The sequence below is a fragment of the Billgrantia hypersalina genome (assembly GCF_052584175.1).
In genome coordinates this window covers 1-15608 of the sequence record NZ_JBMIQI010000003.1, presented here as the reverse complement: position 1 = coordinate 15608, position 15608 = coordinate 1, and the positions used below count along the sequence as shown (strand labels likewise).

General features: G+C 63.2%; 16 protein-coding genes and 2 tRNA genes. 8 read left to right on the top strand and 10 right to left on the bottom strand.

Features of this window, described 5'->3' with window-relative positions:
- Positions 1-4 precede the first annotated feature (4 nt).
- Both purN and purM read right to left on the bottom strand, forming a co-directional pair.
- On the bottom strand, positions 5-733 hold the full coding sequence (gene purN, locus ACOJCM_RS01005; protein ID WP_445210196.1) for a phosphoribosylglycinamide formyltransferase: 729 nt from the start codon (positions 731-733) through the stop codon (positions 5-7).
- Positions 730-1806: a phosphoribosylformylglycinamidine cyclo-ligase gene (gene purM / locus ACOJCM_RS01000; RefSeq protein ID WP_445210195.1), complete on the bottom strand. Its 1077-nt coding sequence runs from the start codon at positions 1804-1806 to the stop codon at positions 730-732. The genes purN and purM overlap by 4 nt, the downstream gene beginning before the upstream one ends.
- Before the next feature lie 156 nt (positions 1807-1962).
- Here purM and ACOJCM_RS00995 point away from each other — a divergent pair, with 156 nt between their 5' ends.
- Together ACOJCM_RS00995 and hda are read left to right on the top strand one after the other, a co-directional pair.
- Positions 1963-3039, top strand: coding sequence for an AI-2E family transporter (locus ACOJCM_RS00995; RefSeq protein ID WP_445210194.1), 1077 nt, complete (start codon positions 1963-1965; stop codon positions 3037-3039).
- The gene (hda, locus tag ACOJCM_RS00990; RefSeq protein ID WP_445210193.1) at positions 3036-3737 is read left to right on the top strand and encodes a DnaA regulatory inactivator Hda; all 702 of its coding nucleotides are present in this window, start codon (positions 3036-3038) and stop codon (positions 3735-3737) included. Before ACOJCM_RS00995 ends, hda begins: the two co-directional genes overlap by 4 nt.
- Positions 3738-3746: 9 nt before the next feature.
- Here hda and ACOJCM_RS00985 read toward each other — a convergent pair whose 3' ends face one another.
- From ACOJCM_RS00985 to ACOJCM_RS00975, 3 genes are all read right to left on the bottom strand, one after another.
- Positions 3747-4301, bottom strand: coding sequence for a carboxypeptidase-like regulatory domain-containing protein (locus ACOJCM_RS00985; protein ID WP_445210192.1), 555 nt, complete (start codon positions 4299-4301; stop codon positions 3747-3749).
- Between the two features lie 132 nt (positions 4302-4433).
- Positions 4434-4805, bottom strand: a complete 372-nt coding sequence (locus tag ACOJCM_RS00980) for a phasin family protein (protein WP_445210191.1) — start codon at positions 4803-4805, stop codon at positions 4434-4436.
- 119 nt (positions 4806-4924) lie between these two features.
- Positions 4925-5926 carry a diguanylate cyclase gene (locus tag ACOJCM_RS00975; protein WP_445210190.1) on the bottom strand — a complete coding sequence of 334 codons (1002 nt, stop codon included), beginning with the start codon at positions 5924-5926 and terminating at the stop codon, positions 4925-4927.
- A 227-nt stretch (positions 5927-6153) separates the two neighbouring features.
- Between ACOJCM_RS00975 and ACOJCM_RS00970 the strand changes: the two genes are divergently transcribed.
- The gene (locus tag ACOJCM_RS00970; RefSeq protein WP_445210189.1) at positions 6154-6909 is read left to right on the top strand and encodes a helix-turn-helix domain-containing protein; all 756 of its coding nucleotides are present in this window, start codon (positions 6154-6156) and stop codon (positions 6907-6909) included.
- A 13-nt stretch (positions 6910-6922) separates the two neighbouring features.
- Here the strand turns inward: ACOJCM_RS00970 and ACOJCM_RS00965 are convergent, their stop codons facing one another.
- Positions 6923-7414 (bottom strand): hypothetical protein, encoded by a 492-nt coding sequence (locus tag ACOJCM_RS00965; protein WP_445210188.1) that lies wholly within the window; start codon positions 7412-7414, stop codon positions 6923-6925.
- Positions 7415-7690: 276 nt separating this feature from the next.
- Here ACOJCM_RS00965 and ACOJCM_RS00960 point away from each other — a divergent pair, with 276 nt between their 5' ends.
- On the top strand, positions 7691-9070 hold the full coding sequence (locus tag ACOJCM_RS00960; protein WP_445210187.1) for a class II fumarate hydratase: 1380 nt from the start codon (positions 7691-7693) through the stop codon (positions 9068-9070).
- A gap of 9 nt (positions 9071-9079) precedes the next feature.
- On the opposite strand, the gene ACOJCM_RS00955 is transcribed toward ACOJCM_RS00960, so the two are convergent.
- From ACOJCM_RS00955 to ACOJCM_RS00945, 3 genes are all read right to left on the bottom strand, one after another.
- Positions 9080-10150 (bottom strand): endonuclease/exonuclease/phosphatase family protein, encoded by a 1071-nt coding sequence (locus tag ACOJCM_RS00955; RefSeq protein WP_445210186.1) that lies wholly within the window; start codon positions 10148-10150, stop codon positions 9080-9082.
- Positions 10151-10216: 66 nt separating this feature from the next.
- A complete protein-coding gene (glpD, locus tag ACOJCM_RS00950) occupies positions 10217-11719 on the bottom strand; it encodes a glycerol-3-phosphate dehydrogenase (protein WP_445210185.1) in 1503 nt (500 codons plus the stop codon).
- A 155-nt stretch (positions 11720-11874) separates the two neighbouring features.
- Positions 11875-12633 (bottom strand): DeoR/GlpR family transcriptional regulator, encoded by a 759-nt coding sequence (locus ACOJCM_RS00945; RefSeq protein WP_445210184.1) that lies wholly within the window; start codon positions 12631-12633, stop codon positions 11875-11877.
- Positions 12634-12783: 150 nt separating this feature from the next.
- Between ACOJCM_RS00945 and glpK the strand changes: the two genes are divergently transcribed.
- From glpK to ACOJCM_RS00930, 3 genes are all read left to right on the top strand, one after another.
- The gene (gene glpK / locus ACOJCM_RS00940; protein WP_445210183.1) at positions 12784-14271 is read left to right on the top strand and encodes a glycerol kinase GlpK; all 1488 of its coding nucleotides are present in this window, start codon (positions 12784-12786) and stop codon (positions 14269-14271) included.
- Positions 14272-14381: 110 nt separating this feature from the next.
- Positions 14382-14458, top strand: a tRNA-Val gene (locus ACOJCM_RS00935).
- Positions 14459-14473: 15 nt separating this feature from the next.
- Positions 14474-14550: transfer RNA gene (locus tag ACOJCM_RS00930), tRNA-Val, on the top strand.
- A gap of 55 nt (positions 14551-14605) precedes the next feature.
- Here the strand turns inward: ACOJCM_RS00930 and ACOJCM_RS00925 are convergent.
- Complete coding sequence (locus ACOJCM_RS00925) at positions 14606-15091, bottom strand: GAF domain-containing protein (protein ID WP_445210416.1); 486 nt, start codon at positions 15089-15091, stop codon at positions 14606-14608.
- 104 nt (positions 15092-15195) lie between these two features.
- Between ACOJCM_RS00925 and ACOJCM_RS00920 the strand changes: the two genes are divergently transcribed.
- Entirely contained in the window at positions 15196-15495 is a 300-nt protein-coding gene (locus tag ACOJCM_RS00920; protein ID WP_445210182.1) for an MTH1187 family thiamine-binding protein, read from the top strand.
- The last annotated feature ends 113 nt before the right edge of the window (positions 15496-15608 follow it).

The window sequence follows — 15608 nt, the reverse complement described above, 5'->3', positions numbered from 1 at the left end:
CACCCTACTCTTCGTCCAGCTCCTCGGCGGCGTCGGCGTGGGAAAGGCGCAGCCCCTCGGGGGGGAGCGGCATGCCGTCGAGCACGGCGGCGTCGCCATCGAGGCGCAGGCGCCCTTCGAGGAACCACTTCACCGCGATGGGATAGATCAGGTGCTCGCGGGCATGCACCTTCTCCTTCAGGCTGGCCTCGGTTTCACCCTCGCTGACGTTGACCACGGCCTGGATCGCCACCGGTCCGCCGTCGAGCTCCTCGGTGACGAAGTGCACGCTGCAGCCATGTTCTGCCACGCCGTCGGCCAGCGCCTTGGCGTGCGTGTTCAGGCCGCGGTAGGCAGGCAGCAGGGAAGGGTGGATGTTGAGCATGCGCCCGTGGAAGCGCTGCACGAAACGGGAGCTGAGGATGCGCATGAAACCGGCCAGTACCACCAGGTCGGGTTCATGCCGTTCGATGACCTTGATCAGGGCACCGTCGTAGGCCTCGCGGCTATCGTACTCGCCGTGCGGCAGCACCACGGCGTCGATGCCGGCGTCGCGGGCGCGCTGCAGTCCATAGGCATCCGTGACGTTGGAGATGACGGCGACGATCTCACCGCCCAGCCGATCGTGAGTTTGTTCGTCGATCAAGGCCTGCAGGTTGCTGCCGTTGCCGGAGATCAGCACCACGATCCGGCGCGCGCCGGTGGGCTCTGGGGTCATGTCGTTAAGCGTGTCACTGGCGTAGGTCTCGCTCATGCCTCGAGATTCTCCAGCTGCACCGCAACCGCATTCTCGTTCCGCGCGATGATCTCACCGATGCGGTAGGCGGTTTCACCCTGGGCCTGCAGGTGCGCGCGGGCCCGGTCGGCCTGGTCGGCAGGAACGACGACGACCATGCCAATGCCGCAATTGAGGACCCGATACATCTCGTCCTCCGCTACGTTGCCCTGTTCCTGAAGCCAGTCGAAAAGCGCGGGGCGAGCCCAGCTCTTGACGTCGATGCGCGCTGCCAGCGCTTCCGGCAGAACACGTGGGATGTTCTCCAACAACCCGCCGCCGGTAATGTGAGAAAGCGCGTGCACGGCCACGCCGCTCTCCTTGATCAGCGACAGCAGCGGCTTGACGTAGATGCGGGTAGGCGCGAGCAGGGCATCGCCGAGCGGCTGTCCGTCGATGGCGGTGTCCAGCGATGCGCCGCTGACGTCGAGGATCTTGCGGATCAGCGAATAGCCGTTGGAGTGTGCCCCGCTGGAGGCGATGCCCAGCAGCACGTCACCTTCGCCGACCTTGCTGCCGTCGAGTATCTCGGACTTTTCCACTACCCCGACGCAGAAACCGGCCAAGTCGTAGTCGCTGCCTTCGTACATGCCGGGCATCTCGGCGGTCTCGCCGCCCACCAATGCGCAGCCGGCGCGCTCGCAGCCCTCGCCGATGCCGGCCACCACGTCGGCGGCGATGTCCACATCGAGCTTGCCCGTGGCATAGTAGTCGAGGAAAAACAGTGGCTCGGCGCCGGCCACCACCAGGTCGTTGACGCACATGGCGACCAGGTCGATGCCGATGGAATCGTGACGGCCCAGGTCCATGGCCAGGCGCAGCTTGGTGCCAACGCCATCGGTGCCCGAGACCAGCACCGGCTCGCGGTAGCCGGCAGGGAGTTCGCACAGGGCGCCGAAGCCACCCAGCCCGCCCATCACCTCGGGGCGCATGGTGCGCTTCGCGACGCCCTTGATACGGTCGACCAGGGCATTGCCGGCATCGATGTCGACGCCGGCATCCTTGTAGCTCAGCGATGCCTTGTCGGGATGGGGAGAGGTGGAGTCGGTCATGGCCTGTCCTGTACGAAGAAACGCGGTGGATGGTCCGTTGGCCGCCATGAGGCGCTATGCTCTCGTCGGCCGAAGCAGTGGGCAAGATCGGGCCGGAATTGTAGCATCACGACGCACGGCTCGCATCGCCGTGGATGACGAACGCAGGGGGGAGTGATGCGCAAAGAGTGGTGGTTGCTGGCGGGGGCGGTCGCGGTGGTATGGCTGCTCTTTCGCCTCGAAGCGATATTGATGCCGTTCATCGCCGGCATGATCCTGGCATATCTCGCCGATCCCCTGGCCGACCGCCTGGAGCGTTTGGGCCTGTCGCGCCTGCTTGCGGTATGCGGGGTCTTCCTGATATTGACCTTGTTCCTGGTGCTGGCGCTGCTGGTGCTGATTCCCTTGCTGCTGCAGCAGGTTCGCCAATTCGACCAGATGATTCCCGGCATCTTCGCCTGGGTCGAGCTGACGCTTGCGCCGCAAATACGCGGCTGGACAGGGCTGGACATGACCGCCGACATCGATGCCATGCAACAGGCGCTGGCCCAGCATTGGCAGGATGCCGGCGGTTATCTGGCTCAGTTCCTGGGCAAGGTGGGACGCTCAAGCGCCGTCTTCCTGGCTTGGGTGACCTACGTGGCGCTGATTCCCGTGGTGGGCTTCTACCTGCTGCTTGACTGGGATCGCATGCTGGCCAACCTGCGCGAGATGCTCCCGCGTCGCTGGGAGCCGGATGCGGTGCGCCTCAGCCGACGCTGCGACGAAGTACTTTCGGCCTTCCTGCGCGGTCAATTGCTGGTGATGCTCTCGCTGGGCGTGATCTATGCCGTCGGGTTGACGCTCGTCGGCGTGCGCTTCGGGCTGCTGATCGGCCTGGTTGCCGGGTTGGCCAGCATCGTGCCGTTCCTGGGGTTCATCGTCGGTATCAGCGTGGCGCTGCTGGTGGCGTTCTTCCAGTTCGGGACCTGGCTTGCATTGGTAGGCGTGGTGGCCGTGTTCGCTACCGGGCAGGCCCTCGAAAGCATCGTACTGCAGCCCAAGCTGCTGGGGGATCGCATCGGCCTGCACCCCGTAACGGTCATCTTCGCCGTACTCGCCGGCGGCAACCTGTTCGGCTTCACCGGGGTGCTGCTGGCGCTGCCGGTGGCCGCGGTGATCATGGTACTCTTGCGGGAGCTTCACGAACGCTACAAGCGCAGCAGCCTGTACGATGCCGGCGTACGACAGCACCGCGACGAGGACATGCCATGAGCCGAGCACCGGCGCAGTTGCCCCTTGGGGTGGGCCTGCGTGACGATGCCACCTTCGACAGTTTCCTGCCGGCAGCCAATGCCGGCCTTGTCGATCGCCTGTCGCGTCAGTTCGACGATGACGGGGAACCGTTCATCTACCTGTGGGGAGCCCCCGGCAGCGGTCGCAGCCACCTTCTCCAGGCCGCCTGTCATGCGGCTTCCGATCGCGATCTACGCGCGCTCTATCTTCCCCTCGAGGATCTGGGACACTTCCCGCCGCTGATGCTGGAGGATGCCGAGCGGCTCGACCTCGTCGCCATCGACGATGTCGAAACCGTGATCGGACGGCGCCGGTGGGAAGAGGGGATCTTCCATGCCTTCAACCGCCTGCGCGATGCCGGCAAGCGGCTGATACTCTCTGCCGCCGTGGCCCCACGGCAGCTGCCGGTGAAGCTTCCGGACCTGGCTTCGCGCCTGACCTGGGGCGTGACCTTTCACCTGCAGTCGCTCGACGATGGCGAGCGGCTGCAGGCCCTGCAGTTGCGGGCCCGGATCCGCGGGATGCAGCTGCCCGAGGAGGTGGCGCGCTACATCCTCCACCGCGGGCCTCGGCGCCTCGACGAGCTGTTCGAGGAGCTCGCCGTGCTCGACCGAGCATCGCTCTCCGCTCAGCGCAAGCTGACCATCCCCTTCGTCAAGCAGGCGCTGGGCTGGTAACCACTGCCTTTACCGGCTCAGGTTGACGTCGATGCGCTGACCGTTGCGTAGCGTGACCTGGCGCAGCAGGACCTGGCGCTGCCCGTTGGCAGGGTTGACCATGCTTCCCGAGACATAGAACTCCCCGGCCGGAAGGCCTTGCAACGAGAATTGACCATTTCCGTCGGTACGGGTCGTGTGGGTGTACTCGCGAGCGCGCGGATCGGCCGGCTCGACGGCCCGGCCGGCGAGGGCGTGTTCGGCGGCTTCGGCCGAATAGGTGGTGACGGGAGCCACGGAAACGGTCTCCCCTGCGCCGGGGCTGCCGTTCAGGCTCAGCCTGCCGGAAATGGCGGCGCTACCGGACTTCGGCAGTTCGGCATACTCGCCAGCGGGAAAGGCTACCTGGCGAGCGACGCGATCTGTCGGTGCCGCGCGGCGGTCCGTGCCGGGGCGTTCCCTGTCGGGGCGCTGCGGTTCGCCGGCTTCGATGACTTCGATGCGCTCAGGGGGTGGTCCCGGTTCCATCATCTGGCAGCCGGCAAGGGTCAATCCCAGCAAAACTAGGGGTATCCAGGCTTTCATTCGCTTGCGTCCTCAATGTCATGCCCCTGCATAACGAGCATAAACGTGAAGGAAGGCTGATGTCAGGCCGAAAAAGAAAAGGCCCGCCGAAACGTGTTCAGCGGGCCTTGCGCAGACGGTAGCGTCGTCGCGTTACGCCTTCGCAGCTTGCCCGGAGGAAGCCTGCTGTGCCTGCTTCAGGCTGCTCTCGGCGAGTTTCTGACTCTGCTTGAAGAAGTCCTGGTGCAGCGAGACGACTTTCTCGGCATCACCCTTGAGGCGCTCGGTTACGTCCTTGGCGAATTGCTGCTGGCCTTCGACATAGCTGCGCAGGCCGTCGGCATCGCGCACGTCAAGCAGAACCCGGGCCTGGGCCAGGCTGGTGTCGACGTAAGTCTTGGCGGATTCCAGCTGGGCGCCGAGGAGCTTTTCGGTGTAATCGATGCTCAGGGCTGCGTAGGCGCGAGCGGGGCTGAGCAGCATGGCCTCAAAGGGTTGGGTGTCGAAGCTGAATGCCTTCATCATGAGGGTAACCTCCGGGTTTCACAGTATGATGACGAACGGGAAACCCGTTCTGCTGCAGCGCAACGTAGCAGAGTTGTTTTTGCACTGCAACATGGTTTTGGTAAGCCTGCGTAGCGTCACTAGGCAATTAATTCGATACGATTCCTGCCGTTGCGCTTGGCCTGCAGCAGCAGGGCATCGGCGCGATGGATCAGGTCGACGACGAAACCGTCGTCCGGTCCCAGGCCGGCGATGCCGACGCTGATGGTCAAGGCGTTCGTCTGGCGCAGGGTCTGGCTCAGGCGTTCGGCGAACTCCAGCGCGCCGCTGGACGTGGTTTCGGGCATCAGAACGAGGAACTCGTCCCCGCCGTAGCGGCCCACCAGGTCGCACTCCCGCACGGTGGCCAGCATCGTCCGTGCAACGCAGCGCAGGATATCGTCGCCCGTGAGGTGTCCTTGGGAGTCGTTGATCGTCTTGAAGTGGTCGATATCGATCATCAACAGCGTCAACGGCTGGTTGTAGCGAAGGGCACGCCGGAGTTCCAGTTCGGCCAGTTCCATTAGGTAGCGACGATTGTAGGTGCCCGTCAGGTGGTCATGTGTGGCCAGGTAGGTCAGCTCTTCGTTGGCTGCGACCAGCTCCGCCGTTCGCTCATGCACGCGTCGCTCGAGTTCACGGCTGTCCGGGTGGGCCGCGGCATGCCGTTCGGGCAGCATGGCCAGGTCGCGAGATACACCGAACAGGTGGGTTATGTCGCCTTCCTGGTTGCTGATCGGGACCAGCAGCGTCTGCCAATGTTCGCGTTGTCGAACCCCGTCGCGGTCGATATGACCGCTGCTTTCCTCATAGCGAATGGGAGTCTTCGTCTCCACGCAGCGGCTAAGGTTGGCAATCACGGCCTGGCATATGGGTTGTGGCAGCAGTTGCTCGATGGGCTTGCCGATCACCGAAGTCGACGCCTTGAACATGACCTGTCGGGTGGAATTCATGGCTTCGACCACGAACTTGCCCGGCCCATCGACACGAATGATGAACATCTGCTCGGGGCAGTATTCCCACAGGTTGCGTATCAATAGCATGCTTGCGTTGGCATTGAGGCGGCTGAGTACGTCCGACATCATCCAAGACGTCTGTTGCATGGCTTGGCTCCCTTCAGCGGTGCCCTCCCTGTGCCGGGAGGTGCATCCAACGGCGATGCAGCATTAACACTAGGTGGATGTAATTTTTTGTGCAGCATGATTTTCGTCATGAGTCCGTTGGCCCGCCCCGTGCCAGTGCCCTGAACGAAGAATGATGCAACTCAAACTGCGCCGTCGTGGCGGACTCCTATACTGGCTGGTGTGGGCCAGGAGAGGAGGGACGCACTATGTCGAGCCACGGGAAGGACGTGCTTGGCGGCGTAAGCGGGGCATCCGGCTGCCTGTCTTGCTACTTGAATGCGCTGTGCCTCCCTCAAGGCCTGCCGCCCGAGGAAGTGGCGCTGCTCGACGATATCGTTCACCCTCCCGTACGACTGGAAAAGGGCGAGTTGCTCTGCTCCCAGGAGGCGCCATTCGTGGCCCTGTATGCCGTGCGCACCGGCAGCCTCAAGCAGGAGACGGCGGTCGAAGGCGCCGAAACCCTGCTGACGGCGATCTGGCTCCCTGGGGATCTCATCGGCTGCGATGCCATCGGCCTGGGCCGTTATGCCGGCAGCGTTACCGCGCTGGAAACCGCGACACTGTGTCTGCTTCCCTTCGATCGGCTCGAGGCGCTCGGCCACAAAATGCCCAAGCTGCGCTGGCGCCTGCAATGTTGTATCAGCCGCACCATGCACGAGGAGCGATTGAACCTGCACCAATTGCTGGGTCGTACGGCCGAGGCGCGCCTGGCGCGCTTCCTGCTTGCCGTATCGGATTGCTTCCGTCGTCGGGGTTATTCGCCGCGGCACTTTCGTCTTCCCCTGTCACGTAGCGATATCGGCAGTTATCTGGGCCTGACCCAGGAAACCGTCGGCAGGACCTTGGCGGCCTATCAGGCCCAGCGGTTGCTTCGCGTCTCCGGCCGGGAGTACCAGCTGATCGATATTGGCCGTCTCGAACGACTGGCCTCTTCTACCGGCAGGCGGCAGAAGAGTCAGTGACCGGGCGGCTCGATCAGGCCTGCCGAGCCAACCCTTGTGTGCGTTGCTGTTCCCAGAACTCGAGCAACACACGGCATTCCCCATCCTTCTCGCGGACGAAGTTCACCAACGGCCGGTGCAGTTCCGGGGTGGCGTTGGTATTCAGCAACCACTCGAAATAGTGCTTCGATTCCACTGCTGCGCGTATGGACTGCTCGATCACTTGGTCTCCCATGGTGTCGTCAATGATGAAGAAATGGCCGTGGAGGCTATGCAGACTCGCTGTATCCCTCGGCGATGCTGCCACGCAGGCCTCCAGATCGAGTTGCCGAGCGACTTCGTTAATCGTTGCCAGGCGCTTCTCGCTCTGCAAGCCCAGCGTGGCCATCAGCCGGCTCGTATGCGGCGCTTTCGGCAGGAAGCTGAGCGTCAGCCGGCGATAGCGCTGGAGTTCGGCCGCTTCGTGCGCATTGGCGAGTGTCAGTTGCTCCTGTGGCAGAAGCAGCAGGGAATGGGTCAAGTCCATGAAATGTTTCTTCCGCATTGTTTCATCCGCATTGTTCTGCCCGGGCTGGGCCCTTGTTGTATCGCCCCGAGTGGGTAGGCGAGGCGATCTTAGGGAATCGGGTTTTCAGGCCGCAACGACAGTTATCACATTGCGCCTCGATAAGGGCGGATATAGGAAGAACTTGATAGTTGTCATCAACATGAGCGTGAGTGCGTCATGCCAAAGGGGTGTCCGCTTGCACGGCCTGACATAAGCCACCATGGTGATGGAAGGATCATCAAACGAGGGAGTGACATGAGCGACCATCGTATCGAGCGCGACAGCATGGGCGAGCTGCAGGTGCCGGCTGAGGCACGCTATGGTGCCCAGACCCAGCGGGCCGTGGAGAACTTTCCTGTGTCGGGGCAGGCAATGCCGATGGCCTTCATCCATGCCATCGCCCGCATCAAGCTCGCCGCAGCCAAGGTCAATCGCGACCTTGATCTGCTCGACGCCGAGCGTGCAGAGGCCATCGTGGCGGCCGCCCGGGAGATTGTCGACGGCAAGCACGACGACCAATTCCCCGTGGATGTATTCCAGACCGGCTCGGGAACCTCGAGCAACATGAACGTCAACGAGGTCATTGCCCATCTGGCCAGCCGTGGCGAGCCCAAGGTGGGGCCCAACGACCACGTCAACATGGGGCAATCGAGCAACGATGTGATTCCCACCGCCATTCATCTGTCCGCGGCGCTGGAAGTCACTGCGCAATTGCGTCCGGCACTGGTGCAGCTGCGTGCGACCATCGATGAGCGGGCTCTCGAGCTGGATCGGGTGGTGAAGACCGGGCGCACGCACTTGATGGATGCCATGCCGCTGCGCCTGGGGCAGGAGCTGGGCGGCTGGTCGAGTCAGGTCGGACAGGCGATCGAGCGCATCGACAGCGCCATGGTACGGCTGTCGCGCCTGGCTCAGGGCGGTACGGCGGTAGGTACCGGGATCAATGCGCATCCTGAATTTGCCGAGCGTATGGCACGGGAGCTGAGCGAGCAGACCGGCCTTTCCCTGACCCCCAACGACAGCTTCTTTGCCAGCCTGGGCTCGCAGGACGCCGCCGTGGAACTCTCGGGCCAGCTCAAGGGGCTCGCCTGCGTCATCATGAAAATCGCCAATGACCTGCGTTGGATGAATTCGGGTCCTCTGGCCGGGCTCGGCGAAATCGAGCTCGAGGCGCTCCAGCCGGGCAGTTCGATCATGCCGGGCAAGGTCAACCCGGTGATTCCCGAGTCGGCGGCGCAGGCCGCAGCCCAAGTGATCGGCCTGGACACGGCAATCACGGTGGCGGGGCAGAGCGGTAACTTTCAGCTCAACGTGATGCTGCCGTTGATTGCCAACAATCTGTTGACCTCGATCAAGCTGATGAGCAACACGGCACGGCTGCTGGGTGGGCGGGCCATTGCCACGTTCCGCGTGCGAGAGGATCGCTTGGCCGAGCCGCTGGCACGCAATCCGATCCTGGTGACGGCGCTGAATGGGGTGATCGGCTACGATGCGGCTGCAGCCATCGCCAAGCAGGCCTATCAGGCCGGTCAGCCGATCATCGAGGTGGCCGAGGAACAGACCGACTTGAGCCGCGAGGAACTCGAGCGCCTGCTCGATCCGGCCCAGCTGACCTACGGGGGCATCCCGGAATAAGGGGGGCCTTTACGGCGGCTGCTCCCTGGCGCGGGCTTCGTGGATGGTCTTGCGTGCCCAGGCCCGTTCGTCGCCATCGGCCTCGGGGTTGTCGTGTTCATCGCTGCGCGAAGGGCGAAAGCAGAGGGTCGCCAGAATCGGGAAGTGATCCGAGCCGAAGCCCGGCAGACGCTTCATTGCCTTCAAGGTGAAGTGCTCGCTGGTGAAGATATGGTCGAGAGGCCAGCGCAGCAATGGGTAACTTGCATGGAAAGTACTGTACATGCCTCGACCCCGTCGCGGGTCGAGCATCCCGCTGATCCGGCAGAACAGCCGCGTGGTACGCGACCAGGCCACGTCGTTGAGATCTCCGGCAACGATGGTGGGGGTGGGATGACGATGTATTTCCCTGCCGACCAGCAACAGTTCGGCATCGCGCCACAGGGTTTCTTCGCTCTCGTTGGGTGCGGGTGGCCGGGGATGCAGGGCGTGGAACGTCACGCTGTCGCCGCTGACGAGTCTCACGTCGGTGTGTATCGAGGGGATGTCGTGCTGGACCAACCACTCGACCCGGGTATTCTCCAATGGCAGCCGGGAATAGAGATGCATGCCGTAGAGGTTGTCCAGCGGGATCTTGACGCTGTGGGGCCAGGCCCTTTCGAGCGCCGGATCGAGCCGCTCTTGCCACCACTCGTCGGATTCGAGCGTCAACACGAGGTCGGGGTTCTGCTGCCGTATGATGTCGATGAGTTGGCGTGCCCGGCGATTGGGAGTCAGCACGTTGGCGATCAGCAGGGTGATGCAGCGTTCCTGCTGGCCGGGCTCTGCGGCTTGTACCTGCACGGGCCACAGACGGGTCCAGGGAAGGATGAAGCGAGCCTGAAGCACTACGACGAGCAGACTGGCGCCGAACAGGATCCAGCGCCACGGTGGTTCAAGAAACAGCGAGAGCAGGGCAGTGAGAAAGGCGGCGCAAGCCAGCTGCAAGCGAGGGAACTCACATGCCCTGATCCACCACCAGCGCAGCGGCAGCTTGGCGACGAGGGTGGCGGCTACCAGTAGGGATACCGCCAGGCCGAGCGTGGTTGAAGCGAGGGTCATAGGCTCCTGTCCGATGGAGAAGGGCTAAAAGGACACATCCCTCTCCGAGCCTAAGCGATCAACGCCTCATGCAGCCAGGCCCTGCCGACGATTTTCAGCATGCCGTTGCAGGGTCGTCACCTGGCGCGGCGTCAGGCGCAGGCCAAGCTTGGTACGCCGCCATAGGATGTCCTCGACGCTTGAGGCCCACTCATGGTCGATGAGGTAATCGACTTCGGCCGCGGTAAGGCCGGCGCCGAAGTGCTCGCCCAGGTCCGCTTCCTCCACGGCGCCCTTGAGAAAGCGCAGGCACAGGTTGCCGTAGCTGCGTGCGAAACGACGTGCTCGCGCTTCGCCCAGCCACGGATACTGCTGCAGCAAATGCGCCATGAAATCCTTCTGGTTGCCGATCTCGCCGCCTGGCAGTGCGGCATCGGCCGTCCAGCTCGGGCCCATGCCGGGCAGGGCTGGGGCCAATTGGTTCAAGGCGGCTTCCGCCAGCTTGCGGTAGGTGGTGATCTTGCCGCCGAACACCGACAGCAGCGGGGCGCCTTCATTGTCCAGCGACAGGGTGTAGTCGCGGGTCATGGCAGAGGGATCGGCGGATTCGTCATCGCACAGCGGGCGTACGCCCGCAAAGCTAGAGATCACGTCGCTGCGGTCGAGCTGTCGCCGGAAGTGCGAATTGACCACGCCGAGCAGATAGTCGATCTCCTCCTCGCTGACGACGACCTTGGCCGGATCGCCCTGATAGCGACGATCCGTGGTGCCGACCAGGCTGAAGTCGTCTTCATATGGCAGGACGAAGACGATGCGGCGATCGCTGTTCTGCAGGATGTAGGCTCGCTCGTCGGCGTTGAGTCTCGGCACGATCAGGTGACTGCCCTGGATCATGCGGATGCAATAGCGCGAGTCGCGTGCGGCCTGTTCGCGAACGACTCGTTCGACCCAGGGGCCGGCTGCATTGACGAGCGTCCGGGCCCGGCGCTCGAAGCGCTTGCCGCTACGTACGTCCTCCAGTTCGATGCGCCAGGTACCGTTTTCCTCCTTCGCCCCGACACAGCGGGTGCGCACCAGGATCTCTGCATCGCTCTCGCGCGCCTGGATCGCATTGAGCACGACCAGCCGCGCATCATCTACCCAGCAATCCGAATATTCGAAACCGCGCACCATTTCCTCTTTCAGTGGCGAATCAGAACCGAACCGAACGCTGCGTGAGCCGGGAAGTTCCTTGCGTTTACCCAGGTGATCGTAGAGGAACAGGCCGGTGCGAATCATCCAGGCCGGGCGCAGGTGCGAGCGGTGGGGCAGGATGAAACGCAGCGGCCAAATGATGTGCGGTGCCTTCTTCAGCAGGATCTCGCGTTCTCGCAGCGCCTCGCCGACGAGCCGAAATTCGCGATGTTCAAGGTAGCGCAGGCCGCCGTGTATGAGCTTGCTGCTGGCCGACGAGGTGGCACCGGCCAGGTCGCCCTGTTCGCAGAGGCCGACCTTGAGGCCGCGCCCTGCGGCATCGTTGGCGATGCCGGTGCCGTTGATGCCGCCGCCGATGATGTACATGTCGAGGAGCTGAAGAGACGTCTGCGCCATAGGGAGAGTGGCTCCGATCCGCCGACCAGCAGGGGCGCTGGTGCGTCAAACAAGGGATGTTTGAAAACGAACATAGAGCAATCGAAATCGAACATCAAGAGGCGTGAGGTAACGGTGCCGACTTTCGCAGTCGGCGTCATAGGCGGGTCGTTGGTTCAGGCGATATGCAGGGCGACCTCGTTGACCTGCATGAGATGGACGATGCGCTCGGGGGGCTGGCGGTCAGTGAAAAGTGCATTGAGTTGGGCGATGTTGCCTTGGCGCACGACGGGGTTGCGGTGAAACTTCGAGTGGTCGGCGGTGAGATAGACCTGACGGGAGTTGCGGATGATGGCCTGCGCCACGCGCGCCTCCTGATAATCGAACTCGAGCAACGAGCCGTCCTCGTCGATGCCGCTGATGCCGATGATGCCGTAGTCCACCTTGAATTGGTTGATGAAATCGATGGTCGCCTCGCCGATGATACCCCCGTCTCGCGAGCGGACCTGGCCTCCGGCGATAATGACGTTGAAGTCTTCCTTGTGCTGGAGGATCGCCGCCACGTTGAGGTTGTTCGTGATCACCTCGAGTCCCTGATGGTCGAGCAGCGCTTCCGCCACGACTTCGTTGCTGGTGCCGATGTTGATGAACAGCGAGGCGTGATCGGGGATGTGGCTGGCCACCAGGGTGGCGATGCGTCGCTTGGCCTCGAGGTTGAGGTTCTTGCGCGTGCTGTAGGCCGTGTTGACGGTGCTGGATTCCAGCCCCGCCCCGCCGTGCACACGTCGGATCATGCCTTCTTCCGCCAGGGCGTTGAGGTCGCGGCGGATGGTCTGAGGCGTAACGGAGAAATGTTCTGTCAGCTGCTCGATGCTGGCATAACCCTGGCGACGCACCAGGTCAACGATGGCATCTTGTCGTTGTTGCTGGTTCATGACGGCTCCCTTTCGATCACGCGAGTGTAAGCGATTCGGCCCGGCTGCGGCAGCTGATCGGCAATGCATTCTACGAAAGTCGTAAAGCATTGCGAACATTCTCAAGTACTCTTGATGATCATAAACGAACATACAACGACAGGAAGCATCATGGCCGATTACCTCCTTGCCATCGACCAGGGCACCACCAGCTCACGCACCATTCTTTTCGACCGTGGCGGCCATGTCATCCGTGTAGCGCAGCGGGAGTTCCCCCAGCATTTTCCTCGCGACGGCTGGATCGAGCACGACCCCCAGGACATCTGGGACACGGTGCTCGAGACGGCTCGGGAGGCACTGCAGCAACCTGGTGTGTCTCTCTCCGATATTGCCGGCGTAGGAATCACCAACCAGCGTGAAACGGCGCTTCTTTGGGACCGTGCGACGGGCCAGCCGGTCTACAACGCTATCGTCTGGCAGGATCGGCGAACCGCCGAGCTGTGTCGGAACCTACGCGACCAGGGCCACATCGAGCGGGTCAGGTCGCGAACGGGTCTACTGATCGACCCCTATTTCTCGGCGACCAAATTGGTATGGCTGCTGGATAACGTGGAAGGCGCTCGGGAGCGAGCCGAGCGCGGCGAGCTAGCCTTCGGCACGGTGGACAGCTTCCTGATATGGCGGCTGACCGGTGGGCGTGTCCACGCGACCGACGCCACCAACGCCTCACGCACTATGCTGTTCAACATACATACCCAGCAGTGGGACGACGAGCTGCTGGCGCTGCTTGACATCCCGCGCAGCCTGTTGCCGGAGGTGCGCGACAGCAGCGACGACTACGGTACCTGCGACGCCCAGTGGCTGGGCGGCGAATTACCCATCGGTGGTGTGGTGGGCGACCAGCAGGCCGCATTGGTGGGGCAGGCCTGCTTCGAACCGGGCATGGGCAAGAGCACCTACGGTACCGGCTGCTTCATGATCGTCAATACCGGCGACAAGCCGGCGGAATCGCGCAACCGCCTGCTGACCACCGTGGCCTACCGCTTGGATGGCAAGCCCACCTACGCCCTGGAAGGGAGTATCTTCGTGGCCGGCGCCGCCGTGCAGTGGCTACGCGACGGGCTCAAGCTGTTCAAGGAGGCAGCCGAGACCGAGGCGCTGGCCAGGCAGACCCGTGATGGACACAGCGTCTATCTGGTTCCAGCCTTCACCGGCCTGGGAGCCCCGCACTGGGACCCCAAGGCGAGAGGGGCGATCTTCGGCCTGACCCGCGATACCGGCATTGCAGAGATCGTGGCGGCCGGGTTGCAGGCGGTGTGCTACCAGACACGCGACCTGCAGGCATGCATGAGCGATGACATGGGTGTGCCGCCGGGGACGCTTCGGGTCGATGGCGGCATGGTGGCCAACAGCTGGCTGGTCCAGTTCCTGGCCGACATGCTGGGGGTTCAGGTCGACCGACCCACGGTGCTCGAGACGACGGCGCTGGGTGCGGCGTACATGGCGGGGCTGCGCTTCGGTTGGTACGGCGGCCTCGATGAAATCGCCGGTCTCTGGCGCTGTGAACGCAGCTTCATGCCCGGCATGCCGGAAACCGAGCGCGAGCGACTTTACCAAGGCTGGCTCGAGGCGGTGGAGCGGGTAAAAAGCGATGCTTGAAGCTTGCAAAAGGCAGCGATATCGGTAAGATATGCATCCGTTGCCGCAGCGCAGATTGGGTGGCAACGGCAATCTTTCAGCCTCTTCAGGGGCTGCAGAAAGCCGGAAGCAGGACCATAGCTCAGTTGGTTAGAGCGCCACGTTGACATCGTGGAGGTCGGCGGTTCAAATCCGCCTGGTCCTACCAGCTTTCCCCCTTTTCAGGACCATAGCTCAGTTGGTTAGAGCGCCACGTTGACATCGTGGAGGTCAGCGGTTCAAATCCGCTTGGTCCTACCAGAATGCCAGGAACGCCCCGCGGCCCAAGCGCCCCGGGGCGTTCTGCTTTGGCGCGTCAGTACCCTGCCAGGAAATCGGGCAGGTCGGTACGGTCAACGAAAACCCTGACGAGGGCCTCGATTCCGGCTTGATCGGCCGCGTCGAAGCGCTTGGGTTGGGGGCTATCCAGGTCCAGCACGCCCCATAGCTTGCCTTCCTTCAAGATCGGCACCACCAGCTCGGCATTCGAGGCAGCATCGCAGGCAATATGATCCGCGATGGCATGCACGTCGTCGATGCGCTGGGTCCGGCGATTCCGCGCGGCAGCACCACACACGCCCTTGTGGAACGGAATCGGGTTGCAGGCGGGCTTGCCCTGGAAGGGGCCTAGCGTGAGCCGCTCAGGCTGGCGCTGCAGGTAGAACCCCGCCCAGTTGAGCTCGGGCACCTGATGCATGATGAACGCGCACGTCTGGGCGCTGTTGATTAGCCAGTCGCGGTGGTCGAGCAGGGCCTCGAGCTGGCGGCAGAGCAGGGAATAGTCGGGATGAGGCGATGCCATGGTGACGTTTGAACTCACTTTTACTCGGCTTCGGTTTGAAGTATGGCCTGGGCGACACTAGGTTTCGGATAGGAACTCCCCTAGGTCGGTCAGGAGGATTGAGAATGCATGTGGTTGCCGATGTCAATGTGACGCCGATCGGTGCCGGCGCTTCGCTATCTTCGCACATCGCGGCTTGCGAGGAGGTGATCGAGGAGGCTGGGCTCAAGTATCGCCTGCACGCCCATGGTACCAATCTGGAAGGGGCTTGGGAGGACGTGATGCGGGTCGTCCAGCGCTGTCACGAGGTGCTGCACGAACGCGGCGCGCCGCGGGTGGACAGTGCGATCCGTATCGCGACGGCCACCGACAAGGACCAGAGCCTGGAAGGGCGGATCGACAAGGTCGAGCGCAAGATCGGCTGAGGCCGGTCGAACGCCAAACGAACGGGCCGACGCTTGTGAACTGACCCCCAATAGTTGGACGGTTCATTCAGCCGGTGCCCAAGGCCTGAGTCCTGTATTGTACGGGGCTCAGG

Coding starts and splice junctions, on each gene's coding strand:
- ACOJCM_RS00945 (WP_445210184.1), bottom strand. CDS start 12,633: ATGAACCAGCAACAACGACAAGATGCCATCGTTGACCTGGTGCGTCGC.
- ACOJCM_RS00980 (WP_445210191.1), bottom strand. CDS start 4,805: ATGATGAAGGCATTCAGCTTCGACACCCAACCCTTTGAGGCCATGCTG.
- ACOJCM_RS00960 (WP_445210187.1), top strand. CDS start 7,691: ATGAGCGACCATCGTATCGAGCGCGACAGCATGGGCGAGCTGCAGGTG.
- purN (WP_445210196.1), bottom strand. CDS start 733: ATGAGCGAGACCTACGCCAGTGACACGCTTAACGACATGACCCCAGAG.
- purM (WP_445210195.1), bottom strand. CDS start 1,806: ATGACCGACTCCACCTCTCCCCATCCCGACAAGGCATCGCTGAGCTAC.
- glpD (WP_445210185.1), bottom strand. CDS start 11,719: ATGGCGCAGACGTCTCTTCAGCTCCTCGACATGTACATCATCGGCGGC.
- ACOJCM_RS00925 (WP_445210416.1), bottom strand. CDS start 15,091: ATGGCATCGCCTCATCCCGACTATTCCCTGCTCTGCCGCCAGCTCGAG.
- ACOJCM_RS00985 (WP_445210192.1), bottom strand. CDS start 4,301: ATGAAAGCCTGGATACCCCTAGTTTTGCTGGGATTGACCCTTGCCGGC.
- glpK (WP_445210183.1), top strand. CDS start 12,784: ATGGCCGATTACCTCCTTGCCATCGACCAGGGCACCACCAGCTCACGC.
- ACOJCM_RS00995 (WP_445210194.1), top strand. CDS start 1,963: ATGCGCAAAGAGTGGTGGTTGCTGGCGGGGGCGGTCGCGGTGGTATGG.
- ACOJCM_RS00975 (WP_445210190.1), bottom strand. CDS start 5,926: ATGCAACAGACGTCTTGGATGATGTCGGACGTACTCAGCCGCCTCAAT.
- ACOJCM_RS00920 (WP_445210182.1), top strand. CDS start 15,196: ATGCATGTGGTTGCCGATGTCAATGTGACGCCGATCGGTGCCGGCGCT.
- ACOJCM_RS00970 (WP_445210189.1), top strand. CDS start 6,154: ATGTCGAGCCACGGGAAGGACGTGCTTGGCGGCGTAAGCGGGGCATCC.
- ACOJCM_RS00955 (WP_445210186.1), bottom strand. CDS start 10,150: ATGACCCTCGCTTCAACCACGCTCGGCCTGGCGGTATCCCTACTGGTA.
- ACOJCM_RS00965 (WP_445210188.1), bottom strand. CDS start 7,414: ATGGACTTGACCCATTCCCTGCTGCTTCTGCCACAGGAGCAACTGACA.
- hda (WP_445210193.1), top strand. CDS start 3,036: ATGAGCCGAGCACCGGCGCAGTTGCCCCTTGGGGTGGGCCTGCGTGAC.